The 22,707-nt window shown below is 73.1% G+C and carries 17 protein-coding genes; 11 read left to right on the top strand and 6 right to left on the bottom strand.

The annotated features are described in order from the left end of the window. Positions 1-132 precede the first annotated feature (132 nt). From SNE206_RS30575 to SNE206_RS30565, 3 genes are all read right to left on the bottom strand, one after another. Positions 133-1,755, bottom strand: coding sequence for a bifunctional 3-(3-hydroxy-phenyl)propionate/3-hydroxycinnamic acid hydroxylase (locus tag SNE206_RS30575; protein ID WP_407916772.1), 1,623 nt, complete (start codon positions 1,753-1,755; stop codon positions 133-135). Continuing rightward, positions 1,752-2,684, bottom strand: a complete 933-nt coding sequence (locus SNE206_RS30570) for a VOC family protein (RefSeq protein ID WP_407916771.1) — start codon at positions 2,682-2,684, stop codon at positions 1,752-1,754. The genes SNE206_RS30575 and SNE206_RS30570 overlap by 4 nt, the downstream gene beginning before the upstream one ends. Before the next feature lie 89 nt (positions 2,685-2,773). Next, positions 2,774-3,616, bottom strand: a complete 843-nt coding sequence (locus SNE206_RS30565; protein WP_407916770.1) for a fumarylacetoacetate hydrolase family protein — start codon at positions 3,614-3,616, stop codon at positions 2,774-2,776. Between the two features lie 183 nt (positions 3,617-3,799). Here SNE206_RS30565 and SNE206_RS30560 point away from each other — a divergent pair, with 183 nt between their 5' ends. The 3 genes from SNE206_RS30560 to SNE206_RS30550 all read left to right on the top strand — a co-directional run bounded on the left by SNE206_RS30560 (position 3,800) and on the right by SNE206_RS30550 (position 7,406). Next, positions 3,800-4,645, top strand: a complete 846-nt coding sequence (locus SNE206_RS30560; RefSeq protein ID WP_407916769.1) for a FadR/GntR family transcriptional regulator — start codon at positions 3,800-3,802, stop codon at positions 4,643-4,645. A gap of 318 nt (positions 4,646-4,963) precedes the next feature. Next, positions 4,964-6,274 carry an MFS transporter gene (locus SNE206_RS30555; protein ID WP_407916768.1) on the top strand — a complete coding sequence of 437 codons (1,311 nt, stop codon included), beginning with the start codon at positions 4,964-4,966 and terminating at the stop codon, positions 6,272-6,274. 385 nt (positions 6,275-6,659) lie between these two features. Next, positions 6,660-7,406 carry an IclR family transcriptional regulator gene (locus tag SNE206_RS30550; protein WP_407916767.1) on the top strand — a complete coding sequence of 249 codons (747 nt, stop codon included), beginning with the start codon at positions 6,660-6,662 and terminating at the stop codon, positions 7,404-7,406. A gap of 46 nt (positions 7,407-7,452) precedes the next feature. On the opposite strand, the gene SNE206_RS30545 is transcribed toward SNE206_RS30550, so the two are convergent. Beyond that, complete coding sequence (locus tag SNE206_RS30545) at positions 7,453-8,985, bottom strand: ABC transporter substrate-binding protein (RefSeq protein WP_407916766.1); 1,533 nt, start codon at positions 8,983-8,985, stop codon at positions 7,453-7,455. Between the two features lie 187 nt (positions 8,986-9,172). Here SNE206_RS30545 and SNE206_RS30540 point away from each other — a divergent pair, with 187 nt between their 5' ends. From SNE206_RS30540 to SNE206_RS30525, 4 genes are read left to right on the top strand one after another with little or no spacing between them, the layout of a single operon-like run. Then, positions 9,173-10,951 carry an FAD-dependent oxidoreductase gene (locus SNE206_RS30540; RefSeq protein WP_407916765.1) on the top strand — a complete coding sequence of 593 codons (1,779 nt, stop codon included), beginning with the start codon at positions 9,173-9,175 and terminating at the stop codon, positions 10,949-10,951. Then, the gene (locus SNE206_RS30535) at positions 10,948-11,160 is read left to right on the top strand and encodes a hypothetical protein (protein WP_407916764.1); all 213 of its coding nucleotides are present in this window, start codon (positions 10,948-10,950) and stop codon (positions 11,158-11,160) included. Before SNE206_RS30540 ends, SNE206_RS30535 begins: the two co-directional genes overlap by 4 nt. Beyond that, entirely contained in the window at positions 11,133-12,209 is a 1,077-nt protein-coding gene (locus SNE206_RS30530; protein ID WP_407916763.1) for an amidohydrolase family protein, read from the top strand. The genes SNE206_RS30535 and SNE206_RS30530 overlap by 28 nt, the downstream gene beginning before the upstream one ends. A 35-nt stretch (positions 12,210-12,244) precedes the next feature. After that, a complete protein-coding gene (locus SNE206_RS30525) occupies positions 12,245-12,829 on the top strand; it encodes a nuclear transport factor 2 family protein (RefSeq protein ID WP_407916762.1) in 585 nt (194 codons plus the stop codon). A 418-nt stretch (positions 12,830-13,247) separates the two neighbouring features. Here the strand turns inward: SNE206_RS30525 and SNE206_RS30520 are convergent, their stop codons facing one another. Both SNE206_RS30520 and SNE206_RS30515 read right to left on the bottom strand, forming a co-directional pair. After that, on the bottom strand, positions 13,248-14,855 hold the full coding sequence (locus tag SNE206_RS30520) for a carboxylesterase/lipase family protein (protein ID WP_407916761.1): 1,608 nt from the start codon (positions 14,853-14,855) through the stop codon (positions 13,248-13,250). 286 nt (positions 14,856-15,141) lie between these two features. Then, complete coding sequence (locus SNE206_RS30515) at positions 15,142-17,592, bottom strand: helicase-associated domain-containing protein (protein ID WP_407916760.1); 2,451 nt, start codon at positions 17,590-17,592, stop codon at positions 15,142-15,144. 424 nt (positions 17,593-18,016) lie between these two features. On the opposite strand from SNE206_RS30515, the gene SNE206_RS30510 reads away from it, so the two are divergent. The 4 genes from SNE206_RS30510 (at position 18,017) to SNE206_RS30495 (ending at position 22,706) form a co-directional block, all read left to right on the top strand. Further along, positions 18,017-18,157: a hypothetical protein gene (locus tag SNE206_RS30510; RefSeq protein ID WP_407916759.1), complete on the top strand. Its 141-nt coding sequence runs from the start codon at positions 18,017-18,019 to the stop codon at positions 18,155-18,157. Positions 18,158-18,192: 35 nt separating this feature from the next. Next, positions 18,193-18,828 carry an HAD family hydrolase gene (locus SNE206_RS30505; RefSeq protein ID WP_407916758.1) on the top strand — a complete coding sequence of 212 codons (636 nt, stop codon included), beginning with the start codon at positions 18,193-18,195 and terminating at the stop codon, positions 18,826-18,828. A gap of 180 nt (positions 18,829-19,008) precedes the next feature. Beyond that, positions 19,009-20,718 (top strand): pyridoxal phosphate-dependent decarboxylase family protein, encoded by a 1,710-nt coding sequence (locus SNE206_RS30500; protein WP_407916757.1) that lies wholly within the window; start codon positions 19,009-19,011, stop codon positions 20,716-20,718. Continuing rightward, entirely contained in the window at positions 20,715-22,706 is a 1,992-nt protein-coding gene (locus SNE206_RS30495) for a carbamoyltransferase C-terminal domain-containing protein (protein ID WP_407916756.1), read from the top strand. The genes SNE206_RS30500 and SNE206_RS30495 overlap by 4 nt, the downstream gene beginning before the upstream one ends. The last annotated feature ends 1 nt before the right edge of the window (position 22,707 follow it).

The following is a 22,707-nucleotide window of genomic DNA, read 5'->3' as shown; positions in this document are numbered from 1 at the left end:
GGCTGATCCTCGGGTTGCGTGGGCGCGTGGGGGCGGGCCGTGCCGCCGGTGCGTGCTGTCCGGGAACGCACCGGCGGCTCGGCCCGCCGGAGGGTCGTGCCGGTGGAAGGCCCGGCGCGACCGGATCGGCCGCTACCGGATCGTGGCTGTGGCTGCGGCTGTCAGGGGTGAGCGGTGGTGCAGCCCCTCACGGAGCTGGTCGAGCAGGTGGTGCAGCCCGGCCGGGTCGGTGGCGGCGCCGTACAGGTAGAAGTCGGGGCGGACGACGGCTGCGGCGTGGTGGTGTTCGCGCAGGTGGGGCAGGTAGGCGCCGTCGACGTCCAGGTAGCCGTCGGCCGGGGCGTCGGGCGTGTCCGCGTCGTACAGCGGCACCAGGGTCGCGCCCAGACGGTGCAGGAGGTCGCGGTCGGCTTCGTCGAGGGCGTCGAGAGGGCCGGGGCCGTCGGTGAGGACGGTGAAACCGCCGCCGGTGAGCTCGTCGAGCAGTGCGGTGCGGCCCCGGTGGGTGAGCCGGTACTGCGGGGTGAGGTGGCCGACGGCGGGGCTGCGGGAGCCGTCAGGTTCGTGCTGGAGGACGCCGTCGCCGAGAACGGGGGGCGGCATCGGGGGCAGGGCGAGCGCGGGGTCGGCGCCGGTGGCGATCATGCGGGCGTCGCGCTCGGCGGCCTGGGCCGGGTCGAGGACGCAGATGACCTGGCCCAGGGCCATGGACATGCTGATGGCGTGCTGGACGTGGTCGCTGCGCTCGGTGGTGTAGGTGTCGAGCAGGTCCGGGTGCGAGATGCCGCGCAGGACGTGGTCGAGTTTCCAGGTGAGGTTCATGGCGTCGCGCAGGCCGGAGCACATGCCCTGTCCGGCGAACGGGGGCATCTGGTGGGCGGCGTCGCCCGCGAGCAGCAGGCGGCCTTCGCGCCAGCGGTCGACCCAGCGGGCCTGGAAGGTGTAGACGGTGTGGCGTTCGATCCGGGTGTTGTCCGGGGTGCGGCCCCAGGGGGCGAGCAACTCCCAGGCTTTCCCGGGCGTGTTGAGCTCTTCGACGCTCTCGCCGGGCAGCCGCATGAACTCCCAGCGGCGCCGGCCCGGTCCGCCGGAGACGATGGTGGTGGGCCGTGCGGGGTCGCACAGCTGCCAGTTCATCGGTGACCAGGTGTCCTGCTCGTGCGGGAGGGCGTCGACGATCAGCCAGTCGTAGAAGAAGCCGAGGTCGGTGACGGTGCTGCGCATCCGGGAGCGGACGAAGCTGTTGGCGCCGTCGGCGCCGATGACGTACCGGGCCCGGACGGTCTGTTCGGCGCCGTCCTCGGTGCGGGTGGTGAGGAGGACGTGGTCGTCGGTCTCGGAGAGGTCGACGACCGTACGGCCGCGGTGGAGGGTGACGCCGGGCTCCAGCAGGGCGGCGGCGGAGAGGACGGCCTCCAGGTCGGGCTGGGAGAAGAAGTTGGCGGTGGGCCAGCCGCACGGGCCGGTGCCGGACCAGTCGATGCGCACCAGCGCCTCGCCGTCGGCGTTGCGCCATTCGTAGTGGTCCGGTACCGGGTCGGTGACGGCCTGGATGCTTTCGCCGATGCCGGCTGCCTGGAAGATCCGGCCGATCTCGTGGTCGAAGTGGACGGCACGCGGCAGGTCGTACGGGGCGGGCCAGCGCTCCAGGACGACGACGTCGTGGCCGGCGCGGGCGAGCAGCAGGGACAGCAGCTGTCCGACGGGGCCGAAGCCGACGACGGCCACGTCGCAGGTGAGGGGGGTCTCGGTCATGCCCGGCCGCCCTTGTCGTGGGTGCCGGTCATCAGGGCCGCGAGGTCCTCGGGGGCGAGGAAGGACGGGGGCGGCGGGGGGCCCCAGCTGAACAGGCCCTTGGCGCCTTCGAGGGTCTCGGGTGTCCACAGCTGGTCGTCGACGATGCAGTCCATGTCGGAGTAGTACTCGGAGAAGTTGCCGGCCGGGTCCTTGAGGTACCAGAAGAAGTTGGAGCCGGCGTGGTGGCGGCCCAGGCCCCAGACGTGCCGTTCGGGGTGGTCCTCCAGCATGGCGTGGGCACCGCGGCCGACCTCGTCGATGTCGTCGACCTGCCAGGAGGTGTGGTGCAGGTAGGTGACGGGGGCGGCGAGGACGAGGATGTTGTGGTGGTCGGTGGAGCAGCGCAGGAACGCGCCGTGGCCCTTGATGTGGTCGGAGACCTTGAATCCGAGGCCGTCGTGGAAGAAGGCGGCGGTGGTGTCGAGGTCGGTGGTGCCGAGGACGGCGTGACCGAGCTTGCGGGGCCGGACGCGGTCGGTGCGCAGGATGCCGGGGGCGCGGGCGCCGGTGCGTTCGGTGCGGCCGGGGCCGTTGTAGCCGGTGGCGGCCGCCGGCTCCTGGACGAGACGGGGGACGGTTTCCAGGACGGCGCGCGTACCGGTGGGCCGGTCGTAGGCGGTCAGTGTGCCGGGAGTGCGTTCGGTGGGGACGTCCAGGCGGTGCAGGCGTGCCGCGGCGGCGGAGAGGTCGTCCGGGTGGTCGACCCCGATGCGGATCTCGACGAGGCGGCGGGTGGGGGCGTGGACGATGCGGAGCTGGCGGCCGCCGTCACGGCTGGCGAACCAGCCGTCCTCTTCGGGGGTGAGCCCGAAGTCGGTGTAGTAGGCGGCGGTTTCGGCGACATTGGGAACCCCCATCGTGATGGAGGTCAGGCGGTGCAGTGCCATGGGGGGTGCTCCTCGGGCGATACCGGACGGCGGGAGGATCGGCGGGGCCCGGCGGACAATGGTGGTGCCCGCCGGGCGGTCCGGCGGTGTCAGGCGGTGAAGCGCTGGCGCAGTTCGCCGATGCCCTCGATGGTGCTGACCAGCTCTTCGCCGGCCTTCAGCCAGCGCTGGGGGTCGCGGCCGAGACCGACGCCGGCCGGGGTGCCGGTGAAGATCACGTCGCCGGGGAGCAGCGGGGCGACGGCCGACAGGCCCGCGATCAGGGAAGGGATGGAGAAGATCAGGTCGCGGGTGCGGCCCTTCTGGACCTCCTCGCCGTCGATGGTGCAGCGCAGTTCGAGATCGTCCGGGTTCTCGAACTCGTCGGGCGTGACGAGCCACGGGCCGATGGGGGTGAAACCAGGGTAGGACTTCCCGAGGCTGAACTGCGGGATGGGGCCGGCGAGCTGGGTGATGCGCTCGGAGAGGTCCTGGCCGGCGGCGAGACCGGCGATGTGGCCCCAGGCGGCGGCTTCGGAGACGTTCTCGGCGCGGGTGCCGATGACGGCGACGAGCTCGACCTCCCAGTCGGTGTGGCCGCCCTCGGGGAGGGTGACCTCGGTGACCGGGCCGGTGATGCTGGTGACGAACTTGGTGAAGACCGGCGGCAGGCCCTCGGGTGCGGTGAAACCGGACTCGGAGGCGTGGTCGCGATAGTTGAGACCGATGGCGAACAGCTGCCGCGGGGCCGGGACGGGGGAGCCGAGGTCGGCGGCGTCGAAGGCGGTGCCCTCGGGCAGGCCGGCCCCGTCGGCCCAGGCGCGGAACTCCTCCCAGCGCTCGTAGACGGCCTGCGGGTCGGCGGGGAAGAGGCCGGCGCTGGCCTGCTCGACGTCGACGGCGAGGCCGTCGGCGATCAGGACGAGTCGGCCGCTGAGGTTGGCGATACGCAAGGGGACTCCCGAGGTGCACGGGCGGTCACTCGGATACGCGGGGGAGGGCGGCGAGCGCGAGCGGCCCGCTCCGAGCTATTGGCCATGATGATTACGTTGATATTGCGCCCATGGGTCCGTGACGTCAAGAGGAGGCAGCCGGTAATCTCCATAATGAATTCATCACGGAGCTGAGGAGAAGCGTTGAGCACCGCATCCGACAGTGCGTCGAACACGCCGCCGGGCGCATCCGCCGGCCCGAGACCGGCGGAACAGCGCCGCGAAGGCCGACGGAACCCCGGCCCCGGGACACAGCCCGCACGCCCCTCCGACGCGCCCCGCACCAGCAGCCCCAGCCGCTCCGAGGGCGCGGCCGACCGCATCGCCGCGCTCGTCGCCGCCGCCGAACCCGGAACCCGCCTGGGCACCAAGGAGGAGCTCCGCACCCTGTGCGGCGTCTCCGTCGGCACCTTCAACGAGACGCTGCGCCTGCTCCGGTCCCGCGGCCTCGTCACCGTCCGCCCCGGCCCCGGAGGGGGCCTCTTCAGCGCCGAACCCTCCCCGATGGTGCGGCTCGGCAACTCCGTCCTCGCCCTCGACGCCCGGCAGGCCGACGTCGCGGACGCCGTCCGCATCCGCGACGCCCTCGACCCGCTGCTGATCGAGGAAGCCCTCTGGCACGCCTCCCCGGCCGACATGGCCGACCTGCGCGAGCACATCACCGCCATGGGCCGGGCGGCCGCCGACGAGGACCCGGTCGCCTTCGTGCACGCCAACTGGCGCCTGCACGGCCGGATCGCCGCCATCAGCCCGAACATGCTGCTGCGCTCCCTCTACGGCAACCTGCTCGACCTCATCGAGTCGCACACGCTCTCCGTGCTGCCGTTCGGCGAGCAGCCGCTCGGCGAGTACATCGACGAGCGGCACCGCCTGCACGGCGACCTCGTCGACGCCATCGAACGCCGCGACCGCGGCGAGGCGCTGCGCCTGATCGCCGAGCACAGCACCAGCGCCGCCGCCGACGGCCCCGCCAGGGGCGCCCTGCTCTGACGTTTCCGCAGGTCACCGGGACCGCCGCCGTGCACACCCGCCCGTGCGGGGCCACGGTGACGGGCCCGGTGCGGTCACGCCGTCCGCCGGCCCGCACGCCGTGCAGGCGAGAATCGAATTTCGGGATCACTTTCGAAACATCCATTGACCCGGTGAAAGCCGGTGCCGTACACATGGGGCACCTGCCGAGCCCGCCGCTGTCAGGGAGCCCTGAACCGGAGCGATTCCAACCGCCCGTACGGCCCTGGCCTTCAGCCGCGGATGCCCTCGGCCCACCCGCCACACAGTCGTGGCCGGAAGAAAAAGGGCCCCACACTCATGACCTCCCCTTCCCCGGAGACGTCGGCGGCCGCCGCCGCAGGCGCTCCGAACCGCCGGACGTCCCTGCTCGTCCTGCTGATCGGCGTGCTCGTCCTCTTCATCGACGGATACGACCTCTTCGTCCTCGGCACGGTCGGCCCCTCGCTGATCACCGACCCGGACTGGCACATCGCCCCCGCCACCATCGGCACCCTGGGCAGCCTCACCGCCCTCGGCATGCCGATCGGCGCCATCTCCACCGCCCGCATGGGCGACGCCCGCGGCCGCCGCCTGCCCATCACGCTCTGCCTCGCCTGGATCTCGCTCTGCATGCTGCTGAGCGGCCTCGCCCCCAGCATCGGTGTCTTCGGCCTCAGCCGGTTCCTCACCGGCATCGGCATCGGCGCCCTGTCCCCGCTGGTCACCGCACTGATCGTGGACTGGGCGCCGCCGCGCCGCCGCACCCTGTTCGTCGGCGTCGCGCTCTCCGGCATCGCCCTGGGTGGTGTCGTCGTCGCCTGCATCGGCCGCGCCGTCCTGCCGGGCGTCCACTTCCAGACGCTCTTCCTCGTCGGCATCCTGCCGCTGCTGCTCGTCCCCCTGTGCTGGAAGGCCATCCCCTCCCACCGGCCCGCGTACGCCGCAGCGCCGGACACCGCCACCCCCGCCGCCGCCGCCACCCCCGCCGCTGCCGAGAGCGGCTGGGCCGCACTGTTCGCCCCCGGCCGCCGGCTCGCCGTCGTCCTCTTCTGCTTCACCGCCTTCCTCGGCCTGGTGCTCGTCTACGGCGCCAGCACCTGGCTGCCCACCCTCATGATCAAGGCCGGCTACGACCTCAGCTCCGCCCTGGAGTTCACCATCGCCTTCAACGGCGGTGCGATCGTCGGCACCCTTGCCGTCGCCCTCCTCGCCGACCGCGGCCACCTGAAGACCGCCACCCTCGGCCTCTTCACCGCGGCGGCCGTCGCGATGCTCGTCCTCACCCGGCACCACGGCCACGGCCTCATCCTGGCGATGTCCGCCCTGGCCGGCATGGGCACCCTCGGCACCCAGAACCTGATCAACGCCTGGGTCGGCCGCTACTTCGGCCCGGAACTGCGCGGCACCGCCCTCGGCTTCGTCATCGGCCTGGGCCGACTCGGCTCGATCCTCGGCCCCAGCTACCTCACCTACGTGACCACCGTGTCCGCCGCCCCCAGCGCCGGCTTCTACGCCTTCGTCGCCCCCGCCCTGCTCGGCGCCCTCGCCGTCGCCTTCATCCCCACCCGCCGCAGCGCCACACCCCAGGAAGACCGGGCACCCGCCCGGAGTGTGAACGCCGAGGCATGACCACCCGGCGTGGGGGGGGGGGGGGGGGCGCGGGCGGCGCCCGGCCCCCCCCCCCCCCCGCCGCGCCGCCGGCCCCGGAGTGTGAACGCCGAGGCATGACCACCCGGCGTGGCCCGGGGCCGCGGAAGATCCGCAGCCCCGGGCCACGCCCATGCCTGCCCGTCCGGCCGGAAGATCCGCGGCCCGGGCCGGCCTGCGGAACCCCGCCGTGCGCCCACCCCACGGCCCGGCCGCGACGCAGGACAATGTCCGAGAGCCCCGGCCCCCGCCGGACGACCCGTTCGCCACCCCGACGACGACGAGAGGGAGCGCGGCCTTGTCCTCACACCACCCGCCGAGGACCGGCACCCCCCGCGGCAAGCGCCCGCCGCAGGGGGATTCCGTCGTGGAACGGTCCTTCGCCCTGCTCGGAGCCTTCACCGCACACCGCCGATCACTGGGGCTCGGTGAACTGAGCCGTCTCACCGGCATCCCCAAGAGCAGCACGCTGCGCCTGGCCCGCACCCTGGTCGGGCTCGGAGTCCTGGAGCGCACCGGGGACGGCGACTTCGTGATCGGCCTGCGCCTGTGGGAGATCGCCTCCCTCGCACCGCAGATGCAGGGGCTCCGTGCGGTGGCGATGCCGTACATGGAGGACCTCAACCTGGTCACCCGCCAGCACGTCCTGCTCGCCGTCCGCGACGGCGACGACGCCCTGCTGGTGGAACGGCTGTCCGCACCCGCCGCGAACCCGATCCTGTACCGGGTGGGCGGCCGGCTGCCGCTGCACTCCACCGGGGTGGGCCAGGTGCTGCTCGCCTTCGCCGGCTTCGAGGAACGCAACGCCTACCTGGCCCGCCCCTGGCGGACCGAGCCCGAAGGCGTACCCATCGACGCCCGGGACCTGCGCCGGACCCTGACGGCCGTGCGCCGCGACGGCTACGCGACGGTCGTCAGGCCCCGGCCCGGGCCGCTCGTCTCGGTGGCCGCCCCGATCACCGGCACCGACGAGACCGTGGTCGCAGCGCTGTCGGTGGTGGTGCCCACCGGCGACGACGTGCGCGCCATCGTGCCCGCCGTCCGGGCCGCCGCCAGGGCGATCTCACGCGGACTCGGCCCCGGCGGCGTCAACGCCGCCGGGGCCGTCACGTAGCCGCCCGCGCCCCCTTCGCCGCGCGCGGCCCCGCCCCGCACACGGGTCAGGAAACCGGCCGCCAGTCGTAGAAGCGCGGCACCGGATCCCCCTTGCGCATCTGCAGGCCGGTGACCTTGCGCGGATCGAAGAACCAGACCACCGTGTCATGACCGATACCCGCGTACCAGGCCTGCTCCACCAGCAGGGCCGACGCACGGCGCAGACCGTCCGAGGCCTTGGCATCGGTGGCGTCGCGGGCCTGCGCGAACGCCAAGCCGAGCTCGGGATCGGTGCTGCGGAAGGGGTTGCGGCGGCTTCGCTCCTCGAAGAGGCCCGCCAGCGCGGTGTACGGCGCCGATCCCTGGACCGGGACGACGGCGGCAGGCAGTTCACGGGAGGTCAGGGTACGCAGGTAACTGCCGTAGTCCTCGACCTCCCGCTGCACGGTGACCCCGATGGCGGCCCAGTCGTCGGCCACCGCCTGCAGGAGGGCGTCGCACTGGAAACGGTCGGTGGACAGCACCGGCAGGGTGAAGCCGTCCGGGTAGCCGGCCCGGGCCAGCAACTGGCGGGCCCGGCCGGGGTCGTAGGGGTAGGCGTCGTCGAGGCCGGGGTCGTAGCCGGGCATCTCCGGGGCGATGATCTGGGCGGTGGGCCGGCCGGTGCCGGCGAAGAACCGCGTGCTGATCGCAGCCCGGTCGATCGCCATGTTCAGGGCCTGCCGGACCCGGACGTCCCTCAGCGCCGGGGCCCGGGCACCGGCGCGGTCCAGCAGGTTGACCATGTAGTAGTCGGCCGGTCCCTGCACGTGGCCCAGGCCCGCTCCGTCGGCCTGGGCGAGAGCCGCCGGAACGCCGGGGGCGACATCCACACGGCCGGCGGCGAGCGCGTCGTACGCTGCGCCGAAGTCGGTGATGACCGTGAAGACGGCGTTGTCGAACGGGTAGGCGGCCGTGTTCCAGTAATCCTTGCGCCGGTGGAAGACGTAGCGGGAGCCCGGGGTGCTGTGGGCCGCGTCGTAGTCGTAGGGCCCGGAGCCGTCCGTCGTGGTGGCGAGCTGCTCGGGGGTGATCAGCCGCTGCGGGTTGACGATCATGCCGGTGCAGCCCGCGAGGGCGGCCGGCAGGTCGGGGTAGGGCCGCGACAGGCTGATCACCACCTCCTGCGATCCCCGCGTTTCGACGGACCGGACCGCGCCGGCGAAGTTCGAGGTCGCCGTGCGCACGCTCGTGGCCGCACGGTCCAGGTTGCGCTTGACCGCTTCGGCGTCCAGCGCCGTGCCGTCGGTGAAGGTGACGCCCGTGCGCAGGCGCAACTCGAACCTGGTCGCACTCCGGTACTGCCAGGACGTGGCGAGGCCGGCCTGCACGGTGCCGTCGGGGGCGGTCCGCAGCAGCGTGTCGTAGGCGGCCAGCAGGACGTTCAGGTCCGGGGCGCCGGCACAGGAGTACGGGTCGAGGTCTGCGGGGGCACTCGGTGCGGCAATGGTGATGGTGCTTGCGGGGGCGGTCACGGGCGTGGCGCCGCAAGCGGCGAGACAGACGGACGCGGTGACGAGCCCTGTGGCGGACAACAGCTGTCGGCGGGTGGGGGCCATGGGAATCTCCTTCGATGCCCGCGGCCGGTGAAGGGCCACGGGCCCCACATGGTGGTGGCGACAGCGGGGAAGCACGATGCCGTTGCCGCTCAGCGGCACGCTTTCCCCGTCGTTCCGGTGACCGCCCGGCGTGCGGGTGCGGCGGCAGGCCACCGCGGACCCACGAGCGTTCCGCTCAATGGAATCCGTGAGCCGTGCCGCCCTGCGGACCGCCACCATGAGCGGCAACTACGACAACGCGGCGCCCGCAGCCCGTCGGCCGCACTGCGCGCTTGTCGTCCTGCCGCCTCGACGCCCTGCCGTCCGCACGTCCGACGGCCTGTGGCACCGGGCCACCCTCCCCACCCCGAGAGTGAACGGAAACCCAGTGAACGACCAGATCCCCGTGCTCGTCGTCGGCGGCGGTCCCGTCGGGCTCGCCACAGCCCTCGAACTCGCCGCCCACGGTGCTGCGGTGACCGTGATCGAGACCCGGCCCGCGGTCACCTGGACCCGCCCCCGGGCCAAGACCACCTCCGCCCGCACCATGGAGCACCTGCGCCGCTGGGGCCTGGCCCAGGAGATTCGGCACCGTGCACCGCTCAAGCCGACCTGGTCCGACCAGGTGGTGTTCTGCACCACCCTGCTGGAGCGCGAGGTGACCCGGTTCGACCGGTGCTTCGCACTCGACCTCATCGACGACGACCTGGTCGCCGAGGGCGGCCAGCAGGTACCGCAGCCGCTCATCGAGTCGGTGATGCGCCGGCGGGTGGAGGAACTGCCCGCCACCACCTTGCTGACCGGCCGCACCGTGACCGGACTGCGTCAGGACGCCGACGGCGTGACGGTGGACGTGCGCACCGCCGACGGCCGCAGCGAGACACTGCGCGCCTCCTACGTGGTCGGCTGCGACGGGGCCCGCAGCGTCGTACGGGACGCCATCGGCGTGCACCTGGACGGTGACGACGACAGCCGGCCCAACTACAACATCGTCTTCCGCTCCGAGGAGCTCGCCGCCCGCGTGCCGCACGGCAACGCGGTGCAGTACTGGGTGCTCGACCCCGACCAGCCGGGCCTGGTGGGCCGGCTCGACCTGGACGGCACGTGGTGGTGCATCGGTATCGGCGTCGACGCCGAAGCCGGGGCCGCCGATCCGGTGGGTCTGGTCCACCGGCTGATCGGCGACCGGAAACGGGAGATCCCGGTCGAGGTCGTCGCCGCCGACCCGTGGCGCTCCCGGATGCGCGTGGCCGACTCCTACCGGGTCGGCCGGGTGTTCCTGGCCGGTGACGCCGCGCACCTCAACCCGCCGTGGGGCGGGCACGGCTTCAACACGGGCGTCGGCGACGCGGTCAACCTGGGCTGGAAGCTCGCGGCGGTACTCGCGGGCTGGGCCCCCGAAACCCTTCTCGACAGCTACCAGGCCGAACGCCGGGCGGTCGCCGCGCACACCGTCGAGGCCGCGACCCGCAACATGGCCACCCTGGGCCCCGAACTCGGCGACCGCCGGCTGATCGGCACCGATGCGGAGTTCGCCGAGGCCCGCCCGCTCGTCGCCGAGGCCGTGCACCGCAGCAAGGACAGCGAGTTCCACAGCCTCGGCCTCGTCCTGGGCACCTCCTACGCCGGCTCGCCGATCGTCGACGCCGGCCCCGTCCGCGAGATCGACGAGGCGTCCTACGTCCCCCGCGCCGCGCCCGGCGATCGTCTGCCGCACACCTGGCTCGGCCCCGCCGACTCGCTGTACGACCGGCTCGGTCCGGGGTACAGCCTCGTCGGCGACCTGACGGCGCCCGCCGCCGCCAGGATCGAGGACTGCGCCCGGCGGCTGGGCATCCCCCTGACCGTCCTGGCCTTCGAACGGGCCGAGGAGCTGTTCGAGGCGCCGCTGGTGATCGTCCGCCCGGACCAGCACGTCGCCTGGCGCGGCACGGACGTCGAACATCCCGAGGACCTGTGGCGCCGCCTGACCGGGCACACCGGATGAGCCAGGAGCACCCCACCACGAACGGCACCTGCGCGATCCACCCCGGACAGCGGGTGCCCGGCCCCGACCCGTCCGCGGCGCACCGCATCGCCGACGGCCTGACCACCCGCGGATGCGTCATCGTCGAACTGCCCCCACGTTGTCGACACCACCACACCCGCAGCGTCCTCCAGGAGAATTCGTGGCACACCCCGACCGCATCGCACTGACCGACGTCCGGGTCTTCGACGGCAGGCGGCTGAGCGAACCGCGCACCGTCGTCATCGACGGCGCGGTCATCGGCACCGACCCCACGGGCGCGCGTACCACGGACTGCGGCGGGGCGGTGCTGCTGCCCGGTCTGATCGACGCGCACATCCACCTGGGAGGGCGCGAGACACTCGAGAAGCTCACCGCGCACGGCGTCACCACCGGCCTGGACATGGCCACCTGGCCGCCGCAGCGGCTCGCCGCCCTCCGCGGACTGCCCGCACTGACCGACATCCGCAGCGCCGGCACCCCGGCGATCGGACCGGGCGGCCCGCACGCCCGCATCCCCGGCCTGGCCGAGGCCGCGACCCTCCTCGACCCGGCCGACGCCGAGCGCTTCGTCACGGACCGCATCGCAGAAGGGAGCGACTACATCAAGGTGGTGCTGGAGGCACCGGGCGAAGGCGGCCCCGAACTTCCCGTGGTGACCGCCCTGGTGGCGGCCGCACGGTCCCACGGCCGCACGGTCGTCGCACACGCGTCCTCACCCGGCGCGTACGCGCTCGCCCTGGACGCCGGCGTCGACATGATCACCCACGTGCCGCTCGGCCGCCCGCTGTCGGCCACGGACGTGGCCCGCACGGCAGCCGACGGACGGGTGAGCATTCCGACGCTGTCGATGATGGAAGGCACCGCGGCCGCCCGCGGCCGGCCCGAGGCGTTCGGTGCGGCCCTTGAGAGCGTCGGCGCGCTGCACCGGGCCGGCGTGCCGGTACTGGCCGGCACCGACGCCAACTCCCAGCCCGGCGTCCCCGCCGCGATCGAGCACGGCAGCAGCCTGCACCACGAGCTGGAACTGCTGGTCGAAGCCGGACTGTCCACGGTGGAGGCGCTGCGCGCCGCCACCGTGCTGCCCGCCCGGCACTTCCGCCTGGCCGACCGCGGCGCCGTCGCCCCGGGCCTGCGTGCCGACCTGTTGCTCGTCGAGGGCGACCCCCTCACGGACATCCGCGCCACCCGCGCGGTACGGGCCGTGTGGTGCGGCGGCGTCGAGCACACCCCGGTATGACACGTCCCGCCCGTCCCGAAGGAAACCACCGTCCCGTGAACGACATCGCCGAGATCGGCCAACTGGTCCTGCACGAACGCCAGGCGCGCGACCGCGGCTGGTGGGAATCGATGGCAAAGTGCTTCGCCCCCGACTCGACCGTGCGACTCAGCTGGTTCACAGGCAGCGGGGCGCAGTTCACGGCCCGCTCGCGGGAGATGTCCGGCCGCGGCGACGCCGCCGTCCACCGGCTCGCCCCACCCGTCGTGGACGTGCGGGGCGACCGGGCCCTGGTGGAGCTGCCGGCCGTCATCGAGATGCGCACCCTGCTGGACGAGGTCCAGGTCGACCTCGCCTCCTACGCCCGGCTGGCCTACCGCGTCGAACGCCGATTCGGTCACTGGCAGATCCTCTCCCTCGACGCGGTGTACGAGCGCGACGTGCTCACCCCGAGCGTGCCGGGCACGGCCCTGGCCGTGGACCCGGCGGATCTGGCCGGCTTGCGGCCGCCCTACCGCATGCTGGCCCACCTGTTCGACCGGCTGGGCTACCAGGTCGGCGACGACCTGTACGGCGACGACCGGCCCGAGGAGCTTGCGGCCTTCCACCGCCGTTCCTTCGCATGGCTGCACGGCGCCTGACCGGCCGTCCCGAACCCCGGCGGCCGTCGTCGTTCCGATCTTGAGGGGTGCCGGTCGAACGGAAGCCCCGACCGGGTGACTGCGGTGACAGCCGCGCACGAAAGCAGGGCCTCCTGGCAGCTCGAACGGTGTCGAAACCGGCGAGCGGTCCGGGAGGCCCTGCTGTCGCATGTCCGCGGCATCACCGGGGCGGAGTCCACTTCGGCCGCTCCTGCGGGTGACCGTCCGGCCCACCGGTTCGGGAGCACCGGTTCGGGAGCACCGGCGACCGCGGGACGCGCGAGCACCGGTGTCCGCCGGACCTGCCGGATGCGGAGCAGGTGGTGGCGAGGCCGTTGTCGCACCGGCACCGGCCCGGGGCTCCCCGGCAGCCTGCGCTGCCGGGGAGCCCCGGATGCTCCTGCTCACCGCCCCGAAATCAGCTTCCGGCCGTCTGCCAGGAAGCAGGGAACCTGCCGCCGGTCCGGAAGGACGCAAGGAAGCCCAGCCGTGCCCCGTCGGGTTCCGTGACCGCAGACGGCGCCGCGTCCAGCTCCATCAGCTTCGAGCCCACCCCCGCGTACCGGGGCCAGTACGGCAGGCCCGGGCCGTTGGGGTCACCGTGCACGGCGAAGTTCGTCCAGTACTCCGCGAGCGTGTCCGAGAACGCCCGGTCCGCAGCGCCGGCCGGGGGCGCCTGCGGTGCGAAGTACTGCGGCAGGAGATTGCCGAAGACGAACGGCACGTCGGCGACGTGCGCCGGCACGGGCGAGTACGCGGACGTGTAGGTGAACGTGTACCCGTACACGTCCGAGCCGCCCGTCCGCTGCTGCAGGCCGAGCAGCTCCCAGGCCTGCTCCGAGATCACCATGTCACCGACGAGCCGGCGGGCCTGATCCGCCGCCTCCGCCGGCGTGGCCGCCGGATAGAGCCTCGCGAACTCCGCCATGCGGCTCGCGCCGAACAGCTTCTCCGCCGCGGTGTAGAACTCCTGCGGCGAGGCATGGGGCAGCGCCCGGGGGTCGAAGATCGGGAAGTCCTCGGCACCCGTGTAACCGGCGAGCAGCGGAACATGCCGCTGCTCACCGCGGGCGAACACGGCGGCCGGGGAGTCGGTCAGGACCGCACCGTCGATGCTGGGCGCGAAGAACGCCTTCCCGCCGGCAGCGGCGAGCCTGTCCTCGGGAACGGCCCGCAGGTCGGCGAGGGTGGGGGCGTCCAGGGCCGTCGAGAGCGCCGCACCCTGGGCCAGCGCGGCGCCGTGAGGCGGGATGGACCCGTGCTCGCTGTCCCAGAAGGCTCCGCTCTGGGCGATGGCCTTCGTGAACAGGCCGCGCGTCTGCGGGGACGCCATCAGCATCCCCACCGCGTGGGCGCCGGCGGACTGGCCGAACAGTGTGACGTTCCCCGGGGCGCCGCCGAAAGCGGCGATGTTGCGCTGGACCCAGCGCAGAGCGGCGATCTGGTCCTGCAGGCCGAAGTTGCCGGAGCTCCCCGCCTCCCGGTCGAGTTCGGGACGTGCCAGGAACCCGAAAGCGCCCAGCCTGTAGTTCAGGCTGATCACCTCCACGCCCTGAGCGGCCAGCTTGGCCCCGTCGTACTTGGGATCGGCCGAGGAGCCGAACTGAAACCCTCCTCCGTGCAGCCACACCATGACGGCCTTCGGCGGCCCCGACCGCCGCGGCGGCTGCCAGACGTTGAGCGTCAGACAGTCCTCGCTCATCACCGGTGCCGGCGCCCCGGCCTGCTGCGTGCCCCAACAGGCCGGCCCGAAGGCGTCCGCCCGGCGCACACCGCTCCAGGCCGCTGCCGACCGGGGGGATCGCCAGCGGAGCGGACCCACGGGCGCTGCGGCGTAGGGGATGCCCTTGAACGCGGTCACACCGTTCGCATCCGGCGCTGCTCCCTGGACGAGGCCGGTGTCGGTCGCGACCACGCCCGGTGCCAGCGCCAGGGCGGGGGCGGGGGTCAGGGTCACCATCGCCGTCATCAGCGACAGCGCCAGGCCCGCGGCCGGGACGTGTCCCCATCGTGCTCGTTGTTGCATGTACGACTCCTAGGTGGGGGATCACCGGCGGAACGAACCACCGGGGATTAGGAGTTGCGACGTTAGAAGGTGATCGTTCCCCTGGTCGCCACGGTCTCATTGAGCGGCACACGACTTTCGGCGACGTCACCGTCGCCCTGCACGGCCACGACGCGAGGACCACCATCCACGGACGCGGTCCGCCCGACCACGCCCTGCGCGCCTGCAGCACCCCGGCGCGGCGTACAGGGCACCGGCCGTCCATGGCGGACGTGGCCTCACTTCGCCGGGCAGCAACCGGCGGAGCTCAGTCCTTCTTGCCGCGGGCGGCGGGACGGGTTGCGGCGAGAAGGGCCGCGGCGAGGGCCGGGGCTGTGGTGGAACCGCGGCCGTGGTCGCGGAAGGCGTCCGAGAGGGAGGTGGTCCTCGACTCCGCACGTTCCTGCAGGGCGCGTTGGACGACGGTGGTGCCGGTCTCGGCTTCCAGGACCGGTGCGTAGCCGGCCGTGCGGAGTGCGGCCAGGGTGGTGTCCGGGTCGGCGGTGCTGATCAGGACGGTGGGGGCGATGCGGCGCAGGCCGATCCTGGCGAGTGTCCTGGTCCTGGAGAGTTCCGTGACGAGGGTTTCGTCGTCGGAGCGGATGCAGCAGGCGGAGCGGACCACGCGCATCCGGCCGTGGGTCCGGGCGGTGTCCTTGATCAGGTATTCCAGGGGCTGGGGCAGCGGGCGTGCGCCCTCGGACACGTCGGTGAGGTGCTTGAGCAGTTCTTCCGGGTCCGTTCCGGTGTCCAGCGCGCGGCGTACCGAGGCTGCGGTGATCCGCCAGACCACGGCGTGTCCTTCGGATTCGCGGTCCGCGCAGGAGGACAGCAGGGCGGTCAGGTCGGCCGAGGGTGCTCCGGTGACGACCGCGGTGAGGTCGGCCTGGAAGCGGGCCCCGTCCTGCGGGGCGGGCAGGAGGTTCTCCAGTTCCCGCCCCAGCTGCCGGACGGCCTGTGCCAGTGCCGGCCGGTCCTTCAGGGAGGGGCCGGTGCCGGGGACCGCGGGGAAGTAGCGGGCCGCGCCCGCCCGGAGCAGTGCGAGGACGGCGTGTCCGACCGGTGTCAGTGTTCCGTGGGCGACCAGGCCCAGCAGTTGTGCCTCGGTCAGGGTTGCGGTGAGTGGGCCGTCGTCCTCGGTGCTCTCCGGGAGGACGGCGGGTCGGTGCCAGTGCAGGGCCTGTTCCAGCTGCCGCAGCTCCCCGGCGTTCCCGGTCTTCACGCCGTGTCCTTCGGGGAGCGCGGCCAGTGTTTCCAGGAGGGCGTGGCGCAGCGGGACCGCGGTGGGGTCCTGGGGGCTGACCAGGGCGACGGGGGTGTCGTCCTCGTCGGGCCAGTGGCTGAACACCTCGGGGGTCACGGCCCAGGTGGCGATGAGCGGCAGGAGCCGTTGGGCGGGTGGTGCGGTGAGCCAGCGGTCGTAGCGTTCGGTGGGCAGCACCCGGGCGGCGGGTTGCGGTGGCGCGGGTCGGCGGCGGCCGCGCGGGGCGGGCTCGGGTTCGGGGGCGTGGGCGGTGAGCAGGCCGGCGTTGGACGCCAGGTCCAGCCACAGGCGGGCCTGCTCCTCGCCCACGCCCGCCTGCTTGGCCACCCGGCGGGTGTCGCGCACCGCGATCCCGCCCGCCTTGCGCACCGTCAGCGGCTGGACGTCGACCTGGCGCAGCAGCAGCTCGACGCGGGAGGCCGCTGCCAGGGCGGCGGCCTGTGCCTCCCGGGCCGCCGCCTGCGGCGACACCGCCGTGCCCGCCGGCTGGGGCGGGAAGGGGTCGTAGGGCGGCCGGGCGTCGGGGTCGCGCAGTGCGTGGCCGATCTCGTGGGGCAGTTCGGCCAGGTCGTGGCCGACCGGGACGACCATGCCGCGCTCGGCCAGCCAGTCGGTGCCCGCATCGCCCGAGCCGCCGGGCCGGAAGACGAAGGCGCTGTCCTGGGAGGTGTAGTAGCCGCCGTACCGGTCCTGGAAGCAGTGCGTGCGCAGCAGTGCGGGCCCCGCGACCAGCCTGTCCAGCAGCTCCACAGCCTCCGGCGGGGCCTGTTCGACGAGGTCGCGGACCTGGGCGGGGTCCGACAGCAGTGCCACGACCGCCTGCTGGCGCTCGTCCCGGGTCCTGGCGGTCGGCAGAGTCAGCGCGCGGTGGATCCGCTGGACCTCGGCCGACTGGTAGGCGCGGGACAGCAGCAGGTTCAGGGGGCGTCCCAGGCCGCTGAGATGCGCGGCCTGACGGTGCAGCAGACCCGGCACGACGACCTTGCCGCCGTGCGGCGGCAGGACCAGCGCCCGCAGCGCGAGACGGTCCAACGCCGCCTCCGCCTCCCGGCGCGCTCCGCCCTCCAGCCGCAGGAAGTCCAGCAGGTCGGCACGGGGCACGGCCCGCCCGGCCGGATCCGGGCCCGCGTCCTGCGGCCGGCGCCGGCCTGGACCATACGCATCCACCAGCATCAACCCCACCCCGGCGGACTCCGTGGGCAGCGGGCCGTGCCGCCGCGAGGCCAGAACGGCAGCCCCGACAAGAAGCTGCATGTCGGACACGTTCAACGCGGCCAGCGCCCCGCTCACGGAAGCATCGGACAGCAGGTGCTCCGCCACCTCCGGCAGCGTCCGCACACCCGGGCCACCGGCGAACCGGGCGGCGTACGGCAGCTCCCGCTGCTCCAGCAGCTCGGTCAATTGCTCACGGGAGAATTCGGCCAGCCACGCCGTCAGCGCTCTGCTCGTGCTCACCCGGCCGATCCTAGCGGGGGCTGCCGGTGCCATTTGCTGCCCGAGGCGAAGACGGGCCCGGTCGGCGGGAGCGTCCGCGTTCCTGTCCGCAGGTCACGGCGCGACGACGTCCACCCAGGGCCCGGGAAGTTCCCGGTGCTCCGGGTGCCGGGTTCCCGCGTCCGGTGCTGCCCAAGTCCCGGCTCGGCGTGGGATGTCCACGCAGTGACCGGCTGTCCGCCCGGCGCCGTCACCGCCGTCACCGACTGCACACGATCGAGGGACGGTCCGAAGAGGACCGCCCCTGACGGGCACCGGCCCGCTGCACCCGCCGCGCAGCCTTCTGACTGATCGGCCGAGAACGTCGAAGTCCTGGAGCACTAGCCTGTACCGGGCTTCCGCCGAGGGCGGCGGGATCTGCAGCGCTCGGAGGGGAGCGGCGTCCGTGTCGGAGCTTTTACGGCGCAACCAGCCGGTGATCGAGGAGTTCAGGTCCGCCGGAGGAGTCGTCGGCGGTGACTTCGAGGGGGTGCCCCTCCTGCTGCGCCGGGGCCGCCGGCCGCTCGCCGTGGTCGAGTTCGCTTGAACCCCGCCGTCGGACCGCGCGCGGCGGGCGGGCCCGTGTCCGGGGACGGCGACCGGGCGCTGGTCCTCGACCTCGACGGAACCGTCTATCCGGCCGACGGCCCCGTCACCGCGGCCATCGACGCCCGCACGACGGACTTCCTGCTCCGGCACACGGGTCTGGGAGCCGGTGAGCTGGCCGCTCTGGAGAGGGAGCGGCCCTCGATCCTCGACGCGCTGGACCACCTCGGCATTCCCCGCGACCACTGGGCGCGTGCGGTCCACGGGGGCCTGGAGTACACCGGGCTGCTGCGGCCCGACCCCGGACTGCGGGCCGCTCTCGCCCGGGTGCGGGCCCGCCGGGTCGTCGTCACGCTGGCGCCGGCCACGCACGCCCGCAGCGTGCTGGCCGCGCTCGGGCTCACGGATCTGGTCGACGACCTGTTCTCGGTCTTCGACACCGCGGACGCCTACAAGGACCGCGTCTATGCGGAGCTCGCCGCGGATCAGGGCGGGGGAGCGCGCATCCTGGTGGTGGGGGACAACCCGCGGCTGGATCTGGATCCGGCCGCCGCGCACGGCTGCGGCTGCCTGCTGGTGGGCAGGCCGCGGGGACCTCAGCGGTACCCCGCGTACGCGACCCTGCCGGACGCGCTCACCTCCGCCGGCTTCGCGGCGTGGAGCGGACACTGAGCAGCGCCCGCCGCCGCCGTGAACTCTTTCCCCGCATTCGGGCACATCCGTCGACCGGGCAGCGTATTTTCTGGTCGGGGCCTTCCTGCGCATCCGGGGAGGGGCTGCACACGGGTTCCTCTGCGGGGTTCCCGTCCAGGCGCTTCGCGCGGAGGAGCAAGGCGAGCTGACGGAGCCGCGATGCGGGAGTTCTTCCAGGACCCGGCGGGCGATGACCTGGCCGGACTGCACCGGGACCTTCACGTCCTCCAGAATCTCGTGAGCCGATTCGTCGATCCGGCGGAGCCGCGCATGCGGCGGCAGGACGACGAGTCCTTCGGGGAGATCCTCCAGCGGGAGTCGCTTCCGACGGCGACCAGCACGTCCCGCGCGGTCTTCGAGGACCTGGCGCCGTACTTCCAGGGGATGCTCCGCTGGAACCACCCGGGCACGATGATCAACGTGACGCCGCCGCCGACGTACGCGTCCGTCGCGGCGGCGGCCTACGTGTCCCTGGCGAACCCGAACGGCGCCCAGGACATGTCCAGCGGACACCTGCTCGGCGTCGAGCTCGCCGTCGTCAAGATGCTGTCGCAGCTCGTCGGGCTCGATCCCGAGAGGTCGGGCGGCATCTTCACCTTCGGCGGCAAGGGCACCAACCTCCACGCGGTCAAACACGGCATCCAGCGCGCGCAGCCGGACGCCCGCCGGCACGGGGTCAGGACGCCGGTGCGCGTCGTGTCGTCCACCGAGGGACATCCCTGCCACGAGGAGGTCTGCGGGTGGCTCGGCATCGGTGAGACGAGCTGCCTGCGGGTGCCCACGCTGCCGGACGGGTCGATGGACCTCGACGCGCTGGACGGGACGCTGCGCCGGACGGTCCGGTCCGGGGAACAGGTGGGGACGATCATCGCCAACGGGGGCACGACCGTCCAGATGCTGATCGATCCGATCGCCGAGATCGTGTCCCTCAGGGACGCCCTGGTCGAGGACCTGGGGCTCGACTACGTCCCGCGCGTCCACGTCGACTCGGTGGTGGGCTGGGTCTGGCACTTCTTCCGCGACTACGACGCGGAGGCCAACCCCTGGAATTTCCGGGAGTCGACACTGGGGCGGATCCGCCGTCAGGCGGCGCGCATCTCGGAAACGCGGCTGGCCGACTCCTTCGGCGTGGACTTCCACAAGACCGGCTTCGCGTCCTACTCCGCCAGCCTCTACATGGCCGCCGACCGGACGGAGATATACCGGCAGGGCGGGGCGACCCACAGCGACCACCCCATAGGCGGGGGAGGGCGGAAGGGACTGCCCTACGACGACCTCCGCTTCGGCCAGCACTCCCCGTTCCAGTACACGCTGGAGCTGAGCCGGCCCCTGACCGGACCGGTGGAGGCGTACGTCAATCTCAAGCTGCTCGGCGTGGAGGGCTACCAGCAACTGATGGGCGGCCTGATCGGGGCGTCGCAGCGCTTCGGGGAGGAGCTGGCCGCCCAGGGGCGCTTCGAAGTGCTCAACGCCACCGACAGCGAGGGATTCGCCGTCCTCTTCGTCGCCAGGCCGGATCCGGACACGCCGTCGGTCTTCGACGAGGGCTGGAGCCGGGCGGACCTGGAAGCGCTGGCCGTGTACAACTACGAGCTGTACCGCTTCCTCTTCGAACAGCAGGGCCTGGGGCGCTGCCCGATCGCCTGCGACTACTCGTCGGGCTATCACACGCTGGCGGGCGGTGCGCGCATCGGCGTGCACAAGTCGTATCCGATGTCGCCGTTCTACGACGAGAAGACGGCCGTCGTGTTCGCCCGCCAACTGGGCGACCTGCTGGCGGAGTTCGACGCGCGGGAGCCCGGTACCCCCGTCGGCGCGGGACCGCACGAGGCCCGGCCGATGATATTCCGCCCGGGCACGCTGACGTGAGCGCCCCCGGCGGCCCCGGCGCCCCCGGTGCCCCCGGCACGTCCAGCGGCCCGGCCGGGCGCGCCATGGCCGACGGGCTCTACCTCTCGACGTACTTCGACACCGGCCCGCTCAAGAACCTCCTCGACATCCGGCTGCGCCACGACCACGGCGCGGCCCTGTGGCAGCTGCAGGGCGGGGAGCTGACGCTCCGCCGGTACTGGGAGTTCGAACGTCTCAGCGGGTTGAAACAGCATTCCCGGGCGCTCTACGACGTGGCCGCGGCCCGGCGCCTGCTGCGACGGCTGCTGGCCGAGGAAGGCGCGGACCTCGGCGACGTGGTCGAGATCTGGGGCACCCCGGGGCTCCAGACGAGCACGGCCTACCAGGACACGTTCTGCTCCGCCTACGCCTTCCACGGCATGGCGCACCTGATGACGGCTCTGCACGGCCAGGCGTTCGGACCGCAGGGGAGCCCCGTCGTGGCGATGTCCCTCGACGCCGGACCCGACTGCCTGTTCGAGCCCGGTGCGTACGGCCGGCACTACTACCCGGGCTGTGTGGTCGACGAGAAGGGCCTGCGGCTCTTCCCGTGCGAGTCCCCCGGCCGGCTCTGGTCGTACGCGCGGAAGAAGTACGGCCTGCGGGAGGGGACGCTCATGGCCCTCGCCTCCGCGAGCCGCGCCGAGGTGGACATCGACGTCTCCGCCTTCGACGCCGTGCCGTTCTACGACCTGGCCACGCGGGCGTCCGCCCGCTCCGTCGTCGACGCGATGGACGCCCGTGCGGCGGACGCGGAGCGTCGGAGGAGTTGGACGGTCCGCCCCGCGGACCACCGGCTGTCGGCGCGCGACCATCACATCAGCGCCGTCATGAAGGCCGTGGCCCGGCTCTCCCTGCGCATCGTGGCGCGCAACCTGCGGCGTGCCGAGAGCGAGGGCGCCGACCTCGGCCGGGCGCGGCTGGCGCTCGCCGGGGGATTCGCGCTGAACTGCCCGACGAACTCCCGGCTCCTGGCCGACTTCCCGTTCGCCGGCCACCAGATCCCGCCGTGTCCCAGTGACAGCGGCATCGCGCTCGGCACCGGCCTGGCGGCGTTCTTCCCCGGGCTGCGGAGCGGGAAGATCACGACACGGCTCGACTCGGCCTACCACGGCCAGCGGCCCGGCAGCCTCCACACCGAACTGAAGGCGGTCGAATCGCTGGTCGACGAGGTCCTGCCGGTGACGCCCGACGAGGTCGCCGCCCTGCTGGCGGCCGAGGGCATCGTCGCGTGGGTCGACGGAGCCGCCGAGATCGGGCCCCGCGCGTTGGGGAACCGGTCACTGCTGGCCGATCCCCGCTCCCTCCGGGTCAAGGACCGGCTCAACCGCATCAAGCAGCGGCAGTGGTGGCGTCCGGTCGCGCCGCTCGTGCTCGACGCGGACGGGGCGCGCTACTTCGAGGCGTACCGTCCCTCACCGTTCATGCTGCTGAACTTCCGGGCCACCGAGCTGGCCCGGTCCACGGTGCCGGGAATCGTGCACCTCGACGGCAGTGCCCGCGTGCAGTCGGTGAGCCACCGTACGAACCCCGCCCTCTGCGAGGTGCTGGGGGCGTTCAAGCGGCGCACCGGAATCCCCGTGCTCGGCAACACCTCGCTGAACGACGCCGACGAACCGATCGCCAACCGCCTGTCGGAGGCGGTGCACTTCGCCGCGGGCAAGGGGATCCGCTCGCTCGTCGCGGGCGGCACGACGCTGGTGCTGCTCCGGGACTCCCGTGCCGGGTACACGGGCCCGCTGCCGCGGCTCCGCGCGCTGTTCGACCCGCCCCGCGACGTCGACCCCGACGCGGTCGTGCGGGCCGAGAACCCGCACGGGCTGACCCGCCAGGAACTCACGTACTTCTTCGACAACCCCGGTGAGTTCCACGGCGTCGACCCGCGGACCGCCCGTCACGCCGCGCTCGTCCGGGACCGGACGGCCGCCTACGTACGGGACAACCCCGGTGCCCTGGAACGGGACTGAG

Source organism: Kitasatospora sp. NE20-6, assembly GCF_045862635.1.
The sequence above is the reverse complement of the archived record's forward strand: the minus strand, read 5'-3'. Positions and strand labels throughout refer to the sequence as shown.

Coding starts and splice junctions, on each gene's coding strand:
- SNE206_RS30575 (WP_407916772.1), bottom strand. CDS start 1,755: ATGACCGAGACCCCCCTCACCTGCGACGTGGCCGTCGTCGGCTTCGGC.
- SNE206_RS30545 (WP_407916766.1), bottom strand. CDS start 8,985: ATGGCCCCCACCCGCCGACAGCTGTTGTCCGCCACAGGGCTCGTCACC.
- SNE206_RS30570 (WP_407916771.1), bottom strand. CDS start 2,684: ATGGCACTGCACCGCCTGACCTCCATCACGATGGGGGTTCCCAATGTC.
- SNE206_RS30520 (WP_407916761.1), bottom strand. CDS start 14,855: ATGCAACAACGAGCACGATGGGGACACGTCCCGGCCGCGGGCCTGGCG.
- SNE206_RS30500 (WP_407916757.1), top strand. CDS start 19,009: ATGCGGGAGTTCTTCCAGGACCCGGCGGGCGATGACCTGGCCGGACTG.
- SNE206_RS30555 (WP_407916768.1), top strand. CDS start 4,964: ATGACCTCCCCTTCCCCGGAGACGTCGGCGGCCGCCGCCGCAGGCGCT.
- SNE206_RS30535 (WP_407916764.1), top strand. CDS start 10,948: ATGAGCCAGGAGCACCCCACCACGAACGGCACCTGCGCGATCCACCCC.